Below are 16,400 nucleotides of genomic sequence, written 5' to 3' on the forward strand. Positions count from 1 at the left end.
GGGCGGGCGGTCGATATCTACCTGGAACCTATCGGACGACCGTGTTGCGGCGTGTCGCGTCCAGTATGCGTCTTCATGAAAACCGGGCATGACGTGCGCCTGACTACACTTGGATACCAAAGGTGAGGAATCCGGCAGCGCGCCGATGCGACTTCGCACCGCACACACCACACAAGGAGTTGAGTTCAAGGATGGTCGATTATGACGCCGCAGTCGCGGCCGTGCAGGATCCGGACGCGGATCCCGTCTTCCTCGCGAAAATCGCTTACGAGAATCCGGAGTTCGGCGCGAACGTGGCGGTCAACCCGCGTGCCTACCCGGGTCTGATCCGCTGGCTCGCCGAATTCGGCGACGACCGCGCGCGCCAGACCGTCGCGCAATTGGGATACGAGGTGTCGGGCTCCCCCGCCGGAGCGGATCAGCCGAATCAGCAGACGACGCCGGCGGCGAACGAGCCGGACGGCGGCGCGGGAGTCGGCGTTGATCAGGCCGGCGGCCGGCAGATCCGTTCGGCAACGGGGGGCGACCGGTCCGCCCTCTCCGGACAGAGCGCGCAGCCCAACCAGAGCGTGCAGCCCGCATCATACGATCGAGCCGCATCGTACGGCGCTGACGCCTACGTGCAGCCGGCGCGCAACCCCTACGGATTCACCGCGGAGCAGGCCGCGACCACCACCGATCAGATGCAGATGGCGGAGATCGCCCGCAACGCCCCCGAGCTGTACGCCGATCTGGCGCGCAACCCCAACCTGTACCCCGCGCTCGTCGACTGGCTCGCCCAGCTGCACGACCCGGCGGTCGACGCGGCGCTCGCCGCACGCGGACGTCGCTTCTGAAAGGAGCATCCGATGGCCCGAACGATTCCGTTCCCTCCCCCGCCCGAACCCGGCTGGTATGAGGATGACGCGCATGACGGTCACGCATTGGCCGACGATATCGAGTCCATCGCCGATCATCCGATCGACGCCGAAGCCCTCGACGGCGACGGCCTGCTCGGCATCGCCCCCATCGACGGTATCGGCGGCATGTCCGATATCAGCGATCTTGCGGCAATCGAGGACGCCTACCCCGCTACCAGCGCCGCGATCCCGCAGTCGACCGTGCCGATGACGGTACGGTCGGCGGTCGGCCGCAACGGCCAGCAGTCCGTCCTTTCCGGGTTCCCCGGGTCCTCCGCGACCGCCGGCGCTCCCACGGGTGATGCGCGCAGCACGCTGCCGCGCCATCAGGAGCCGTCCGACTCCTCGGATGCGGGTGCGGACGCGAATGCGATGCCTTCGGGCCCTTCGGATGCCGGTCAGGTCATGCCCGACGACTTTGGCGATTCCGCCTCCTCCGGTACCCCCGGTACCCCCGCGGTCCGCACGTATCGCATGATCAACGGGACCACGCATCAGGAGATCCTCGTGGACGCCAGCATGCTTCTGGGGCGCAGACCGTCCAATCCGGTGCCGGACGGTGCCAAGGTCGTCCAGCTCGACGATCCGACGCGCACGATCTCGCGCAATCACGCGACGATCACGATGGACGCCGAGGGGCGGCTGTGGCTTGACGACTGCGACTCGCTCAACGGCACGTATCTGGTCGTCGACGGGCATGACGTCAAGGTCACGCCCGGCTCGCCGGTCTCCATCGAGGCGCCTGCGGTCATCCGATTCGGAGATCAGCTGTTCAATCTGCAGTAGATGGCAATACGAACAACGGCAAGGGCCGCGGTTCCTCCCCTGATGGGGAAGAAACCGCGGCCCTTGTGATTAGGCGCGGATCAGTCGCGGATCAGCTGCGCTCAGGCGTTCTGATCATCGGCGTCGGCGTCATCGGATGCAGCCGAATCATCGGCGTCATCGGCGGTCGTGTCCGAATCGGTATCCGCGGAATCGGCACCCGCGGCACCGGCATCGCCGGCGTCGTCGGTGTCCAGGCCGGCGAGCAGGTCACTGTGATCGATGTGATGCGCATCGTCGCCCTCGTCGCCGCCGAAGTCGGCGGTGCCGCCCTGGTCGTCGAGGAAGTCGTCGGGGTTGAAGTCCTCGCCGAGCTTGAGATCGCCGAAGTCGATGTTGGAGAAGTCCACATCGCCCATGTCGCCGTCGTTGAAGTCCATGCCCTCGTTGTCCGCGTCGCCGCCCAGACCGAAGTTCGGGTAGATGGTGTCGCGGATGGCCTTGTCCGGCTCGACGACCGCGTTGCGGTAGCGGGCCAGACCGGTGCCGGCGGGGATGAGCTTACCGATGATGACGTTCTCCTTGAGACCCTTGAGGTCGTCGACCTTCTGGTTCAGGGCGGCATCGGTGAGCACGCGGGTCGTCTCCTGGAAGGAGGCGGCGGACAGCCACGAATCGGTGGCCAGCGAGGCCTTCGTGATGCCCATGAGCTCCGGACGGCCGGAGGCCGGCTTCTTGCCGGCCTTGACGGCGGCCTTGTTCACGTCGCGGAAGCGGCGCTGGTCCACCAGCTCGCCCGGCAGCAGGTCGGTGTCGCCGGAGTCGATCACGGTGACGCGACGGCTCATCTGGTGCACGATGACCTCGATGTGCTTGTCGTGGATGTCGACGCCCTGGGAGCGGTACACGTTGTGCACCTCCTCGACGATGTTCATCTGCGCGGCGCGCTTGTTGAGGATGCGCAGGATCTTCTTCGGATCCACGGAACCCTCGACCAGCTGGCGGCCGGTCTCGACGTGCTCGCCGTCCTTGACCAGCAGCGGCACGCGGCGGGAGACGTTGTACGTGATCGGCTTGATCACGCCGTCCTCGGTCGGGGCGCCGGAGTCGGAGTCCGGGTTGAGGATGACCTGACGGCCGCGGTCGTTCTCGGTGACCTTGATGGTACCGGCGAACTCGGCGATCGGGGACTCACCCTTAGGCGTACGGGCTTCGAAAAGCTCGGTGACACGGGGAAGACCCTGGGTGATATCGGACGCGGAGGCGACGCCACCGGAGTGGAAGGAACGCAGGGTCAGCTGCGTACCCGGCTCGCCGATGGACTGGGCGGCGACGATACCGACGGCCTCGCCGACGTCGACCAGCTTGTTGGTGGCCATCGACCAGCCGTAGCACTTGGCGCACACGCCGCGGCTCGACTCGCAGGAGAGCACGGAACGGCACTTGACGAACTCGACGCCGTGGGCGACCAGATCGTTGAGGACGTCCATCGACAGGGCATCGTCGCGCTTGTACAGCACGGTCGTGCCGTCGGCCGGGTCGACGACGTCGGCCGCAAGCAGACGGGAGTACGGGCCACCGTCGGCGTTCTTGACGAGCACGAGATTGCCGTCGGCGTCACGGTCGGCCACGCGGATCTGGATGCCCTGCTTGGTGCCGCAGTCCTCCTCGCGAACGATGACGTCCTGCGCCACGTCGACCAGACGACGGGTCAGGTAACCCGACTCGGCGGTACGCAGTGCGGTATCGGCCAGACCCTTACGCGCGCCGTGCTGGGAGATGAAGTACTCCAGCACGGACAGGCCGTCGCGGTAGTTGGACTTGACAGGACGGGGGATGATCTCGCCCTTCGGGTTCGCCACGAGGCCACGCATGCCTGCGATCTGGTTGATCTGCATCATGTTTCCTCGTGCACCGGACTGGACGATGATGGCGAGGTTGTTCGACGGATCGAAGTCGTGCTCGACGGCCTTGGAGACCTCGGCGGTGCACTTGGTCCACAGGTCGATGAGCTCCTGGCGGCGCTCCTCCTCGGTCAGAAGACCCATCTCGTAGTTCTCGTTGACCGTGGCGGCCTCGTCCTCGTAGCTGGCGACGAGCTTGGTGCGCTCGGCCGGCTCGATGACGTCGGAGAACGCGAAGGACACGCCGGACCACGGGGCTCGGGTGAAGCCGAGATCCTTCAGGGCGTCCAGCGAGGCGGCCACCTGCGCGGTGGAGTAGCGGGTCGCGATGTCGTCGACGATCTTGGCCAGACGCTTCTTGCCGACCTGCTCGTTGACGAACGGGTAGTCGATCGGCAGGGTCTCGTTGAACAGCACGCGGCCGTAGGAGGTGGCGAACAGCGCGGTGCCGTCGTGGAAGCGCTCCTCCCTGACGACCTCCTCGCCGTTCTGCGCGGCCGGATCGGCGACCTTGAGCTCGCCCGGCTCCCAGTCCGCGGGCAGCACGAAGTTGCTCGGCACGCGGATGAGCACCTTGGCCTGCATGTCGATCTCGTGCAGGTCGAGGGCCATCTCGGCCTCGGCGAGCGAGGAGAACACGCGGCCCTGGCCCTTGGCGCCCTCCACCACGGTGGACAGGTAGTACAGACCGAGGATCATATCCTGGCTCGGCATGGTCACGGTGTGGCCGTCGGCCGGCTTCAAGATGTTGTCGGAGGCCATCATCAGCGAGCGGGCCTCGGCCTGGGCCTCGGCGGACAGCGGCAGGTGGACTGCCATCTGGTCGCCGTCGAAGTCGGCGTTGAACGCGGCGCAGGCGAGCGGCGGCAGGTGGATGGCCTTGCCCTCGACGAGGATCGGCTCGAACGCCTGGATGCCCAGACGGTGCAGCGTAGGCGCACGGTTGAGCAGCACCGGGTGCTCGGAGATGACCTCCTCGAGCACGCCCCACACCTCGGAGTCGCCGCGGTCGACCAGACGCTTGGCGCTCTTCATGTTCTGCGCGTAGTTCATGTCCACGAGGCGCTTGATGACGAACGGCTTGAACAGCTCGAGCGCCATCGGCTTCGGCAGACCGCACTGGTGCATCCTCAGGGACGGGCCGACGACGATCACGGAACGGCCGGAGTAGTCGACTCGCTTACCGAGCAGGTTCTGACGGAAGCGGCCCTGCTTGCCCTTGAGCATGTCGGACAGGGACTTGAGCGGGCGGTTCGAGGCGCCGGTGACCGGACGGCCGCGGCGGCCGTTGTCGAACAGGGAGTCGACGGCCTCCTGGAGCATGCGCTTCTCGTTGTTGAGCATGATCTCCGGGGCGCCCAGCTCGATGAGTCGCTTCAGACGGTTGTTGCGGTTGATGACGCGACGGTACAGGTCGTTGAGGTCGGAGGTCGCGAAGCGGCCGCCGTCCAGCTGGACCATCGGGCGCAGATCCGGCGGGATGACCGGGATCACGTCGAGGACCATGGCCTCCGGCTTGTTGCCGGTGGACAGGAAGGCGTTGACGACCTTCAGGCGCTTCAGAGCCTTGGTCTTGCGCTGCTCGGACGCGTCCTTGATCTCCTCGCGCAGCTCGGCGGCGATGGCCTCGAGGTCGAGCGACTGGAGGCGCTTCTTGACCGCCTCGGCGCCCATGCAGCCCTCGAAGTAGTCGTCATAGCGATCGCGCATCTCGCTCCACAGATCCACGTCGTCGATGATGTCGCCCGGCTTGAGCTTCTTGAACTTGTCGAAGACGGCACCCATGCGCGCGATCTGATCGTCGTAGCGCTGGCGGATGGCCGCCATATCACGCTCGGCGGAGTTGCGCAGCTTGGCCTTGGCGGCGCCCTTGGCCTCACCGGCCTCCTCGAGCTCGTGCAGATCGGCCTCGACCTTCTTGGCACGATCCTCGATCTCGTTGTTGCGGCGATGCTCCAGGGCGTTGATGTCGTGGTCGAACTCGGCCTGCAGGTCGGGCAGATCCTGGTGACGCTGCTCGTCATTGACGGCGGTGACCATGTAGGAGGCGAAGTAGATGACCTTCTCCAGCTCCTTCGGGGTGACGTTCAGCATGTAGCCCAGACGGGACGGCACGCCCTTGAAGAACCAGATGTGGGTGACGGGGGCGGCCAGCTCGATGTGGCCCATGCGCTCGCGGCGCACGCGGGAGCGGGTGACCTCCACGCCGCATCGCTCGCACACGATGCCCTTGAAGCGCACGCGCTTGTACTTGCCGCAGGCGCACTCCCAGTCGCGGGTCGGACCGAAGATCTGCTCACCGAACAGACCGTCCTTCTCCGGCTTCAGGGTGCGGTAGTTGATGGTTTCGGGCTTCTTGACCTCGCCGTGGCTCCAGCCGCGAATGTCGTCCGCGGTGGCCAGGCCGATCCTCAGCTTGTCGAATGCGTTGACGTCCAGCACTTGTTTCTTTCGTCCTTACTTACGCTAGCTTGTCGTTGTCTCGATTGACTCTTTGGCTCATGGGCGGCGCCGGCCGGGGGTCGTCCCCGTCCGGCCGCGCGCCGCCGTCATAAGACCTTCAGGTCCGGTATCGCTCACTGATACTCGGGCTGCGGGGCGGCCTGGTCTTCCTTCGCAGCGGCGTCCGGGCGGGCGCCGATGTTGAAGCCGAGGTCGTCGGAGGCGTTCGTCGGATCGTCGTCCTCGTCCTTCATGTCGATGGCCTGGCCTTCGGCGTTCAGGACCTCGACGTTCAGGGACAGGGACTGCATCTCCTTGAGAAGCACCTTGAAGGACTCGGGGATGCCCGCCGGCGGCAGGTTCTCGCCCTTGACGATCGCACCGTAGGCACGCACGCGGCCGTCCACGTCATCGGACTTGGTGGTCATCATCTCGTGCAGCGTATACGCGGCGCCGTAGGCCTCGAGGGCCCACACCTCCATCTCGCCGAAGCGCTGGCCGCCGAACTGCGCCTTGCCGCCCAGCGGCTGCTGGGTGATCATCGAGTACGGGCCAGTGGAACGGGCGTGGATCTTGTCGTCCACGAGGTGGTGGAGCTTCAACATGTACATGTAGCCCACGGAGATCGGACGCGCGAACGGCTCGCCGGTGCGGCCGTCGAACAGCGTGGCCTTGCCGTCCGGGCCGACCATGCGGTCGCCGTCGCGGTTCGGCAGCGTGGTGGACAGCAGACCCTTGAGGACGTCCGGCTTGACGCCGTCGAACACCGGGGTCGCGACCGGGGTGCCCGGCTCGGCCTTCTCGGCGCCGGCGGGGACGAGCTTCTTCCACTCGGCCTCGAGATCCGGATCCAGGGAGATGTCCCAGCCGGAGTGCGCGATCCAGCCCAGGTGCAGCTCGAGCACCTGGCCCAGGTTCATTCGCGACGGCACGCCGAGCGGGTTCAGCATGATGTCGACCGGGGTGCCGTCCGCGAGGAACGGCATGTCCTCCTCGGGCAGGATGCGCGAGATGCAGCCCTTGTTGCCGTGGCGGCCGGAGAGCTTGTCGCCGACCGTGATCTTGCGGTGCTGGGCGATGTAGACGCGGATCATCTGGTTGACGCCGTTGGGCAGCTCGTCGCCGTCCTCCTCGGCATCCTCGCGGGTGATCTCCTTGACGCCGATGACCGTACCGGTCTCGCCGTGGGGCACGCGCAGCGAGGTGTCGCGCACCTCGCGGGACTTCTCGCCGAAGATGGCGCGCAGCAGGCGCTCCTCCGGGGTCAGCTCGGTCTCGCCCTTCGGCGTGACCTTGCCGACGAGGATGTCGCCGGCCTCGACCTCGGCACCGATGCGGATGATGCCGCGCTCATCGAGGTTCGCCACCGCGTCCTCGCCGACGTTCGGCAGGTCGCGGGTGATCTCCTCGGCGCCCAGCTTGGTCTCGCGGGCGTCGATCTCGTACTCCTCGATGTGGATCGAGGAGAGGGTGTCGTCCTGCACGAGACGCTGGGAGATGATCACGGCGTCCTCGTAGTTGTAGCCGTTCCACGGCATGAACGCGATGAGCAGGTTCTTGCCGAGGGCCAGCTCGCCGTTCTGGATGGCCGGGCCGTCGGCCATCACGGTGCCGGCCTCGACGCGCTCGCCGTCGTGGACGATAGGACGCTGGTTGTAGCAGGTGGTCTGGTTGGAACGCTGGAACTTGGCCAGCTTGTAGGAGCTGGTGGTGCCGTCGTCGTTCATCACGCGGATCATGTCGGCGGACACGTAGGTGACCACGCCGTCCTTCTCGGACTTGATGACGTCGCCGGAGTCGTTGGCGGCGCGCCACTCGGAGCCAGTGCCCACGAGCGGGCGCTCGGACTCGATCAGCGGAACGGCCTGACGCTGCATGTTGGTGCCCATCAGCGCTCGGTGGCCCTCGTCGTGCTCGAGGAACGGGATCAGCGAGGCGCCGAGGGAGACCATCTGGCGCGGGGAGACGTCCATGTAGTCGACCTGGCTGACCGGGACATCGACCGCCTCCTCCTCGCCGACTCGGGCAAGGGCCTCGTCCTGGACGAAGTTGCCGTCCTTGTCGAGCTCCTGGTTGGCCTGGGCGATGACGTGGTCGAGATCGCGGTCGGCGGTCATGTACTCGACCTCGTCGGTGACGTGGCCGTCGACGACCTTGCGGTACGGGGTCTCGATGAAGCCGAACGGGTTGACGCGGCCGAAGGTCGCCAGCGAGCCGATCAGACCGATGTTCGGGCCTTCAGGGGACTCGATCGGGCACATACGGCCGAAGTGGGACGGGTGCACGTCGCGCACCTCCATGGAGGCGCGGTCGCGGGAGAGGCCGCCGGGGCCCAGCGCGGAGAGACGACGCTTGTTCGTCACGCCGGAGAGCGGGTTGTTCTGATCCATGAACTGGCTCAGCTGGGAGGTGCCGAAGAACTCCTTGATGGTGGCGTTCACCGGGCGGATGTTGATCAGGGACTGCGGGGTGATGGCCTCGGCGTCCTGGGTGGTCATGCGCTCGCGCACGACGCGCTCCATACGGCTCAGGCCGGTTCGCAGCTGGTTCTGGATCAGCTCGCCGACCTGGCGGATGCGGCGGTTGCCGAAGTGGTCGATATCATCGACGTCGACGCGCAGCTCCACGTCCTCGCCGTTGCGCTTGCCCGGGAAGGTGGTCTTGCCGTCGTGCAGGGTGACGAGGTACTTGATCGTCGCGATGATGTCCTCGTGCTTGAGGCTGCGATCATTGATGTCGGTCTCGAGACCGAGCTTGCGGTCGATCTTGTAGCGGCCGACGCGCGCCAGATCGTAGCGCTTGGTGTTGAAGTAGAAGGAGTCGAGCAGGTTCTTGCCGGCGTCCGGGGTCGGGGTGTCAGCCGGACGGATCTTGCGGTAGAGGTCGACGAGGGCCTCGTCCTGGGTCTGCAGCTGCTCCTTCTCCAGGGCGTCGAGCACCAGCGGGTAGTCCTTGAACGCCTCGCGGATCTCCGGCTTGGTCATGCCGATGGCCATGAGGAAGACGATCGCGGACTGCTTGCGCTTGCGGTCCACGCGCACCTGCGGCTGGTCCTTCTTGTCGATCTCGAACTCGAGCCACGCGCCGCGCGACGGGATGATCTTCGCGCCGAAGACCTCCTTGTCGGAGGTGCGGTCCTGCTGGCGGTCGAAGTAGACGCCCGGGGAGCGCACGAGCTGGGAGACGATGACACGCTCGGTGCCGCCGATGATGAAGGTGCCGTGCGCGGTCTGCAGCGGGAAGTCGCCCATGAACACGGTCTGGGACTTGATCTCGCCGGTCTCGCCGTTCTCGAACTCGGCGTTGACGTACAGCGGCGCGGAGTAGGTGTAGTCCTTCTCCTTGCACTCCTGGACCGTGTGGCGCGGCTCCTCGAAGTACGGGTCGGAGAAGGTCAGGGACATGGTCTGCGCGAAGTTCTCGATCGGAGAGATCTCGTTGAAGACCTCATCGAGGCCGGAGGTGTGCGGCGTCGTGACGGTGCCGTTCTTCTCGTCCTCGGCGACGCGCGCCTTCCAGCGGTCGTTGCCGATCAGCCAGTCGAAGCTGTCGGTCTGCACGCCCAGCAGGTAGGGCACATCGATGGGTTCCTTGATGGAACCGAAGTTCACGCGGTCCGACGCCTTGTGCAGGTCGATGTCGTGCTGGTCGGCGCGTGCGGTGATGGTGGTGGTGTTCGTCTTGGACTCAGTAGCCAATGGACGTTCCTTATCGCTCGCTAGATCGTATGGTTTCCCCGGGAGCGCCGGCACGGCCACCATATGCCTGTGCGGGCGCTTCATCGTTGACGGCATGCCCGCAATATGACACGCCATATGCAAGTAAATAAATGTAGTGGTAAGGGTGGACTCTTTACCGCGACGAGACGATCTCCCCACACGACGGAATCAAATCAGCACATTTCCTTCACAAATCACATGACTATTGGCGGCTGATTCGGTATTTTCGGCATTTGCCGATGCATTTTCCGATGCATTTGCCGGTGTTGACAGCGCCCCAGTGACGTCCCACGCCTTCACCACAGACACTCTCAGCCGTCACTGCACCTCGACCGTCACTGCACCTCGACCGTGACCGGCTGACTCTTGACCTTCGGCGCGTTCTTGAGACTCAGCACGCCCACGTACGTGCCGCGATCCACCTTGGGCAGATCGTCCTGGTTCTCGACGCACTGGTCGGACGTGCGGCTCGCGTTCCACGTGATCGTCTGGACGTCCTTGTCGCCCTTGGCCATGAGGAGCGAGCGCGCCTCGGTCGGACAGGAGTCGGAGCGCCACACGGTCTCGCCGCCGGAGGTGATGGTGAGCACGCGGCCGGAGTCGGACGCGTCGATGATGCAGGAGTCGGATCCCTCGTGCGTGATGGTCGCCACCCAGTCGAGCGAGCCGCCGACCGCGACGGTGGCGGTCTTCGCCGTCAGTTCAAGCCGCGTGTTCTTCGCCGTGCAGTTCTTCACGGTGGCGCTGTGATGCGGTTCGGGCGAGGTGGAGCGTTCGAGGACGGCATGGCTTGCATTGCCCGTGGCCACGTTGATGACCGCACCGGCTCCGCGTCCAAGGCTGTACACGGTGAATCCCAGCACGAACAGGACGACGACAAGCGCCGAGAACACGACTATGCGGCGACGGCGGTAGATCGCGCGCTGCCGCTTGCTGAGCCTGCGCTTCTTCCCGTTGGGCCTACCGGCAGGCGAACCGCCGGACCGGCCACTGCCAGCCGAACGGCCCGACGCCCTGTTCCCCGACATCGCCCCTGATCTCGCCCCCGGACGGCCCGCACCGCCGGGATTCACGGTTCCGCCCATGCTGCTCCTCCTGACTGCCATAACATCCCCAGTGTACGGACGAACGCGTTCGATACGCGCGGAACAGACGATTCTCCCAATACCTCACACGCGCCGGGCCTAGCCCCGCGGCAGCCTCAGCGCCCCGTCGGGCAGGATCTCGATCAGTCCGTCATCGTCAAGACCCGCGATGCAGGCGTCGAGCTGGACATGGTCCTTCCACAACGCCTCGACCCGCTCGCGCGGCAGGGAATCCCGGGAACCGGCGGAACCGGCGGAACCGGCGGAACCGCCGGAATCGGTGGAACCCAGCTCCCGCAACGCCTTGAGCACGATGCCGCGCACCTGACGATCGGTGCCTTCGAACCGCTGGCGCGGCCTTGTACGCCGCTCCCCCAGCCCCGGACGCCCGGCGGCGAGGAACGCGCAGTCGGCCGACACCGGACACCGCTCGCACAGCGGGTTCTTCGCCGTACACACCAGCGCGCCCAGCTCCATCACCGACTGGTTCCACACGACCGACGGCGGGGTCGCACGCGGGGCGCGTCGTGAAACACCACGTGGAACACCGCGTGAAACACCGCGTGAAACATCGTTCATGCCATCATCGCCATCCGACGGCAGCACCTCATTCGCGAGCGCGCGCTCCAAGGGACTCGCCGCACCCCCGCGCGACTCCTCGCCACGGAACAGTCTGGAAAGCACGCGACGGATGTTCGTGTCGATCACGGCCACGCGCTCGCCGTACGCGAAGCTCATCACGGCGGACGCGGTGTAGTCGCCTACCCCGGGCAACGCGATCAGAGCGTCGTACCCGCGCGGCAGTTCGTCGCCGCATTCGCTCGAGACGACGCGCGCGCACTCCTGCAATCGCAGCGCGCGGCGCGGATAGCCGAGCCGTCCCCACGCGGTGATCACGTCGGCCTTCGGCGCGGCGGCGAGCGCCCTGGCGTCGGGCCAGCGTTCCATCCATTGGGTCCAGTACGGCACGACGCGACTCATCTGCGTCTGCTGGCTCATCACCTCGGAGACCAGTACGCCCCACGGGGTCGCGCGTCCGAAGCGCCACGGCAGGTCGCGCGCGTTCGCCTCCCACCACGCGGCGAGCCTGAGGCGGACGCGTTCGGCGCGGTTCGCCCGATCAGCCGGACCGGTACCGCCCGCATCACCGGACGCCACCACGCCGGTTCCATCGATCCGACCATCAGCCCGACCGCTGTCAGTCCGATCACCGTTCCGCACCATTTCCACCTCTTTCGTCAAGGATCCCATTGTGCCGGTCACGCCGTACAGCCGCCGACGACACGACGCCCCGACAACCCCTACGTCATCCCGTAGCCGTTATGAGGACAACCCGGACATGAATCAGGGTCCGTTCAGGGCGACTACAGGCAAGTTCGCCGTCGCCCGAACCGACAATGAAATCATCGCGAGCATCACGAAGAAGCGAAACGCGAGAGAAGGAGGCTCCCATGCATAACGCATCCACCCTGTCCATCGTGGTGCCCTCCTACAACGAGGAGGACTGCATCCCGCTGTTTCTCGCGGCGATGGCCGACACCATCGCCGGCATCGACGCGGCCGCGCCCGGCACGCGCGTCGAACTGGTGTTCGTGGACGACGGATCCCGCGACCGCACCGCCCATCTGCTGCGCGAGGCGGCGGACGGCACATGGCCGTTCGACGTCCGATGGCTGTCGCTGTCGCGCAACTTCGGCAAGGAGGGCGCGCTGCTCGCCGGACTCGACGCGGCGAGCGGCGACCTCGTGGCCGTGATGGACGCCGATCTGCAGGACCCGCCGTCGCTCTTGCCGCGCATGGCCGCCATGCTGGTCGACGATCCGACGCTTGATTGCGTGGCGACGCGACGTACCACACGCGCCGGCGAGCCACCGATCCGATCGGCGTTCTCCCGACTGTTCTACCGTCTCATGAACCTCGTGTCGCCGGTCGAGGTGCCCGACGGAGCGCGCGACTTCCGCATGATGCGCCGGGCCATGGTCGACGCGATCACCGCACTGCCCGAACGCAACCGGTTCTCCAAGGGGCTGTATGCGTGGGTCGGATTCCGCACCGCGTGGATCGAATACCCGAACGCGAAACGCGCGGCCGGACGCACGACATGGAACTTCCTCACGCTGACCGGATACGCGATCGACGGTCTCATGTCCTGTTCCACGATGCCGCTGACCATCGCCTCCTACATCGGGCTGCTGCTGTGCGCGGTCGCGTTCGGCGCCACCTGCTTCATCGCCGTGCGCGCGGCCCTGTTCGGCGATCCTGTGGCCGGCTGGCCGTCGCTCGCCTGCATCGTCACGTTCATCGGCGGGTTGCAGCTGCTGTGTCTCGGGGTGATCGGCCGGTATCTGGCGAAGACGTATCTCGAGACGAAGCGACGGCCGAGCTACATCGTGCGCGACGGCAACCTCGGGGGCAACCTCGGGCAGCCGACGTCGCGGTAGCCGCCGGCAACCGTCACAGGAAGTCCAGCCATGTCACGCCCACGCCCTTCCACATGCCGCGCAGCCGCTTCTGCCCCGGCCCTCTCCCCTGTCCTACGCCGGATACGCCCACACCTGCGTTCCATCCTTCTTCCCATACCATTCCCCGTGTTGGCATCGTGCTGCGCCGCCGTCGTCACGACGACCAGCGCGCTGATGGGACGCGGACGATCCCTGTGGTTCGATGAACAGTATTCGCTGATCCTCGCCTCGAAACCGGTGCCGGAACTCATCAGGCTGACCTCCGTGGACGCCCATCCGCCGCTCTACTACCTGATGCTCAAGTCGTGGATGCCGCTGGCGCAGGGGAACATCGACATGCTGCGTACGTTCAACTGCCTGTTGCTCGGGGCCGCCGTGCTGACGCTGCTCGTCATGCTACGCGACCTGTTCGGCGAACGCGTCGCGTGCCTGTGCATGCCGCTGTTGCTGTGCGGCGGGTTCACGCTGCGCTACGGCTACGAATTGCGCATGTACGCGATGGCGATGCTGCTCGCCACGCTCGGCACCTATGCGCTCGTGCATGCCACGGGCGTCACCGTGGTTCGCCGTGCCGGCCAGTCGCGACCGGGCCCGGCCACATCACCACCCGAATCGCGGAGCCCATCCGCGACATTCGGCTGGTGGGCGGCGTACGCGGTGATCGTCGCGCTGGGCATGCTGACGCTGTATCTGACCGCCTTCGTCTGGTTCACGCACGCGGTCTGGCTGACCGTCCGTTCGGTGAAGGCGACGCGACGGGCCGAATCGGGAGGGACCCGAACCGATGGCACATGGCACGGATGGCGTTGGATGCTCGCCTACGTCGCGTCGATCCTGCTGTTCCTGCCTTGGATGCCGGCCGCGATCGGACAGGTCCGCGGCTCATCCTCCGTACTGCCGCCGGTGACGCGCAGGATGAACATGTCCGGCGTGGCGAACGCGTTCGACGTGATGTTGCTCGGCATGACCGAGGACGAGATTCCCGCGCCGGCGTCATTGATGGTCGGGGCGATCGTGCTGGCGGCCATCGGATCGCTGGTCGCGGCATACACGGCATATATGTGCACACTGCGATGGACGGATCCGGCGAACCGGATACACCACCCGAATCGCATGTCGGCGATGACGTTGATCGTCATGCTGTTCGTCGTACCGACAACGTTGCTCATACTCTGGTCGGCGATCCAGGAGACGGCGAACGGCGGATACGGCATGTTCTCGGTGCGCTATCTGAGCGTAGTCGCGCCGTTCCTCTACGCGACGCTGGGCATATCGTTCGCCATGCCCCTCACCGAGGGCCGGGCATCGCCGGCACAATCACCGTCCTCATCGCCAGACATAGCCATACTCCGCCGAACCACAGCCTTCCGACACCTCACCGGAATCGCCTACGTAGTGACGCTGGTCACGCTCGTCGCCGGCGCCATCGTGTTCGGGGTGCGGGGCAATCACAGCTTCGATCGCGATGACACGCCCGGATCGGCCGCCCTGAGCCGGCAGGTCGAATGTTCCGAGACGCATCCGGTGGTCGCGCAGGACGAATACACGTACATCGACGCGTACTGGTACTACCGCGACTGTCCGGCCTACCGTTTCCTCGACGCCGACGACGTGCCGGCGCGCGGCGGGTACGCGCCCCTGCATGGGTCGGCCGCGCAACTGCGGTCCCTCGACGACCTCGACGCGGCGGGGTTCACGCTGCTGTCATGGTCGACGACGCGCGACTACGACCGACTGCTCGACTCAGACAAGTGGACGCGAACCGGCATCCTGAAGCACGACGCGAACGCGGCCATCACCTATCAGGAGTATCGGAGACTCCCGGATCACCGTCCGCCGGCGAAGTTCAACTGACGCCACGCCTCGTAGATCGCGATCGACGCGCAGTTGGTGAGGTTGAGGCTGCGCAGGCTCGGGCGCATCGGGAGCCTCACCTGTTCGGCCACATGCGGTCCAGCCATGATGTCCATCGGGTCGGGGATGTTGCCCGGCTCGGGGCCGAACAGGAGGATGTCGGTCGGACGGTAGTCGATCTCCGTGTACAGCTTCGTGGCGTGCGCGGTGAACGCGATGATGCGCGAGTTCGGCATCGACTCGACGAGGTTCTCGAAGTTCGGATGCAGTACGACGTGCGCCATGTCATGGTAATCGAGGCCGGCGCGGCGCAGTTTGGTGTCGCGCAGATTGAAACCGAGCGGCTCGACCAGATGCAGGATCGTGCCGGTGACCGCGCACAGGCGGATCGCCGAACCGGTGTTGCCGGGGATGCGCGGGCTGTAGTAGCACAGATGCGGGGTGACGGTCTCCGTCTCGGCGGCCTTCTCGGCGGAGAGCATCGCGTCGACCACCGAGATCGGGTTGCCGTGTGCGTCGGTCACCAGTTCGTCCGGCCCGTAGTTCGACTTGCGGTAGCCGTATTCGAACATCTTCTCGACCTTGTCCTCCGGGTTGGAGGAAGTCTCGCCCTCCGGCATGGTCTGGTTCTCGCTCATATTCCTGTTTTCCGTCCTATTCCCACCACGGGTCTCGTCTTGTCCATATCCGTTCCCTGTCACGGACGACTTCATATCCGTTCCACCGTCACGGACGACAATCGAGCATAGGACATGCTCTGCCCACAATCCACATGAAATCCCTGAACCACAACCCCTACACCATCAATAACCCCTACACCATCACCATCAGAACCACAACCCCCGGAAATCACAACCCTCCATATCACCACCGGCCCCTCCATATCACCAGAACCATCAACCCCTCCGTGTCACCACCAGAAAAACAACCTCCCAGAACCACAACCCCTACATCACCACCAGAACCCCTCCATATCACTACCGGAACCACAACCCCTGGAACCACAGCCAATCCACCCCCACCCACACACAGCTGGCGTACGTTTATCCGGATGTTTTCGTCTCGCGCCCGGACAAACGTACGCAGAGTCCCGATCAGAGTACGTTCATCCGGAGGTTTCTGTGAGCTATCCGGACAAACGTACGTTAAATGTGCCTCACCGTACGTTTGTCCGGAAAGACATTGAAAAGACCCAGGGAAACGTACGCCAGCCGCAGTGAGGAGGGCGGAGAGAAGGGTTGGGGTGGTAGGCCGCCCCTTATACACATCT

9 protein-coding genes are annotated in these 16,400 nt (G+C 65.6%); 4 read left to right on the plus strand and 5 right to left on the minus strand.

The genetic code is table 11. The annotated features are described in order from the left end of the window. The first annotated feature begins 191 nt into the window (after positions 1-191). Both EMB92_RS08780 and EMB92_RS08785 read left to right on the plus strand, forming a co-directional pair. Complete coding sequence (locus EMB92_RS08780; protein WP_150394553.1) at positions 192-836, plus strand: variant leucine-rich repeat-containing protein; 645 nt, start codon at positions 192-194, stop codon at positions 834-836. A gap of 12 nt (positions 837-848) precedes the next feature. After that, positions 849-1,685, plus strand: a complete 837-nt coding sequence (locus EMB92_RS08785) for an FHA domain-containing protein (RefSeq protein ID WP_150394554.1) — start codon at positions 849-851, stop codon at positions 1,683-1,685. A 101-nt stretch (positions 1,686-1,786) separates the two neighbouring features. Here EMB92_RS08785 and EMB92_RS08790 read toward each other — a convergent pair whose 3' ends face one another. The 4 genes from EMB92_RS08790 to EMB92_RS08805 form a co-directional block, all read right to left on the minus strand. Further along, complete coding sequence (locus EMB92_RS08790; protein WP_150394555.1) at positions 1,787-6,010, minus strand: DNA-directed RNA polymerase subunit beta'; 4,224 nt, start codon at positions 6,008-6,010, stop codon at positions 1,787-1,789. A 134-nt stretch (positions 6,011-6,144) separates the two neighbouring features. Then, positions 6,145-9,708 (minus strand): DNA-directed RNA polymerase subunit beta, encoded by a 3,564-nt coding sequence (gene rpoB, locus EMB92_RS08795; protein ID WP_043165114.1) that lies wholly within the window; start codon positions 9,706-9,708, stop codon positions 6,145-6,147. Between the two features lie 356 nt (positions 9,709-10,064). After that, positions 10,065-10,814, minus strand: coding sequence for a hypothetical protein (locus EMB92_RS08800; protein ID WP_190973625.1), 750 nt, complete (start codon positions 10,812-10,814; stop codon positions 10,065-10,067). 99 nt (positions 10,815-10,913) lie between these two features. Next, entirely contained in the window at positions 10,914-11,972 is a 1,059-nt protein-coding gene (locus tag EMB92_RS08805; RefSeq protein WP_223847649.1) for an HhH-GPD family protein, read from the minus strand. A 293-nt stretch (positions 11,973-12,265) separates the two neighbouring features. On the opposite strand from EMB92_RS08805, the gene EMB92_RS08810 reads away from it, so the two are divergent. Both EMB92_RS08810 and EMB92_RS08815 read left to right on the plus strand, forming a co-directional pair. Further along, entirely contained in the window at positions 12,266-13,255 is a 990-nt protein-coding gene (locus tag EMB92_RS08810; protein WP_150394557.1) for a glycosyltransferase family 2 protein, read from the plus strand. 147 nt (positions 13,256-13,402) lie between these two features. Then, positions 13,403-15,130: a glycosyltransferase family 39 protein gene (locus EMB92_RS08815; RefSeq protein ID WP_150394558.1), complete on the plus strand. Its 1,728-nt coding sequence runs from the start codon at positions 13,403-13,405 to the stop codon at positions 15,128-15,130. Here EMB92_RS08815 and EMB92_RS08820 read toward each other — a convergent pair. Continuing rightward, the gene (locus EMB92_RS08820) at positions 15,103-15,768 is read right to left on the minus strand and encodes a tRNA (cytidine(34)-2'-O)-methyltransferase (RefSeq protein ID WP_223846827.1); all 666 of its coding nucleotides are present in this window, start codon (positions 15,766-15,768) and stop codon (positions 15,103-15,105) included. The genes EMB92_RS08815 and EMB92_RS08820 overlap by 28 nt on opposite strands. Positions 15,769-16,400 lie beyond the last annotated feature (632 nt).

It is taken from the genome of Bifidobacterium callitrichos (genome assembly GCF_008698085.1).
Lineage (GTDB): Bacteria > Actinomycetota > Actinomycetes > Actinomycetales > Bifidobacteriaceae > Bifidobacterium > Bifidobacterium callitrichos.

Bases quoted from the DNA above. Each gene is read 5' to 3' on its own strand.
- EMB92_RS08810 (WP_150394557.1), top strand. From the start codon at position 12,266: ATGCATAACGCATCCACCCTGTCCATCGTGGTGCCCTCCTACAACGAG.
- EMB92_RS08800 (WP_190973625.1), bottom strand. From the start codon at position 10,814: ATGGGCGGAACCGTGAATCCCGGCGGTGCGGGCCGTCCGGGGGCGAGA.
- EMB92_RS08820 (WP_223846827.1), bottom strand. From the start codon at position 15,768: ATGAGCGAGAACCAGACCATGCCGGAGGGCGAGACTTCCTCCAACCCG.
- EMB92_RS08785 (WP_150394554.1), top strand. From the start codon at position 849: ATGGCCCGAACGATTCCGTTCCCTCCCCCGCCCGAACCCGGCTGGTAT.
- EMB92_RS08780 (WP_150394553.1), top strand. From the start codon at position 192: ATGGTCGATTATGACGCCGCAGTCGCGGCCGTGCAGGATCCGGACGCG.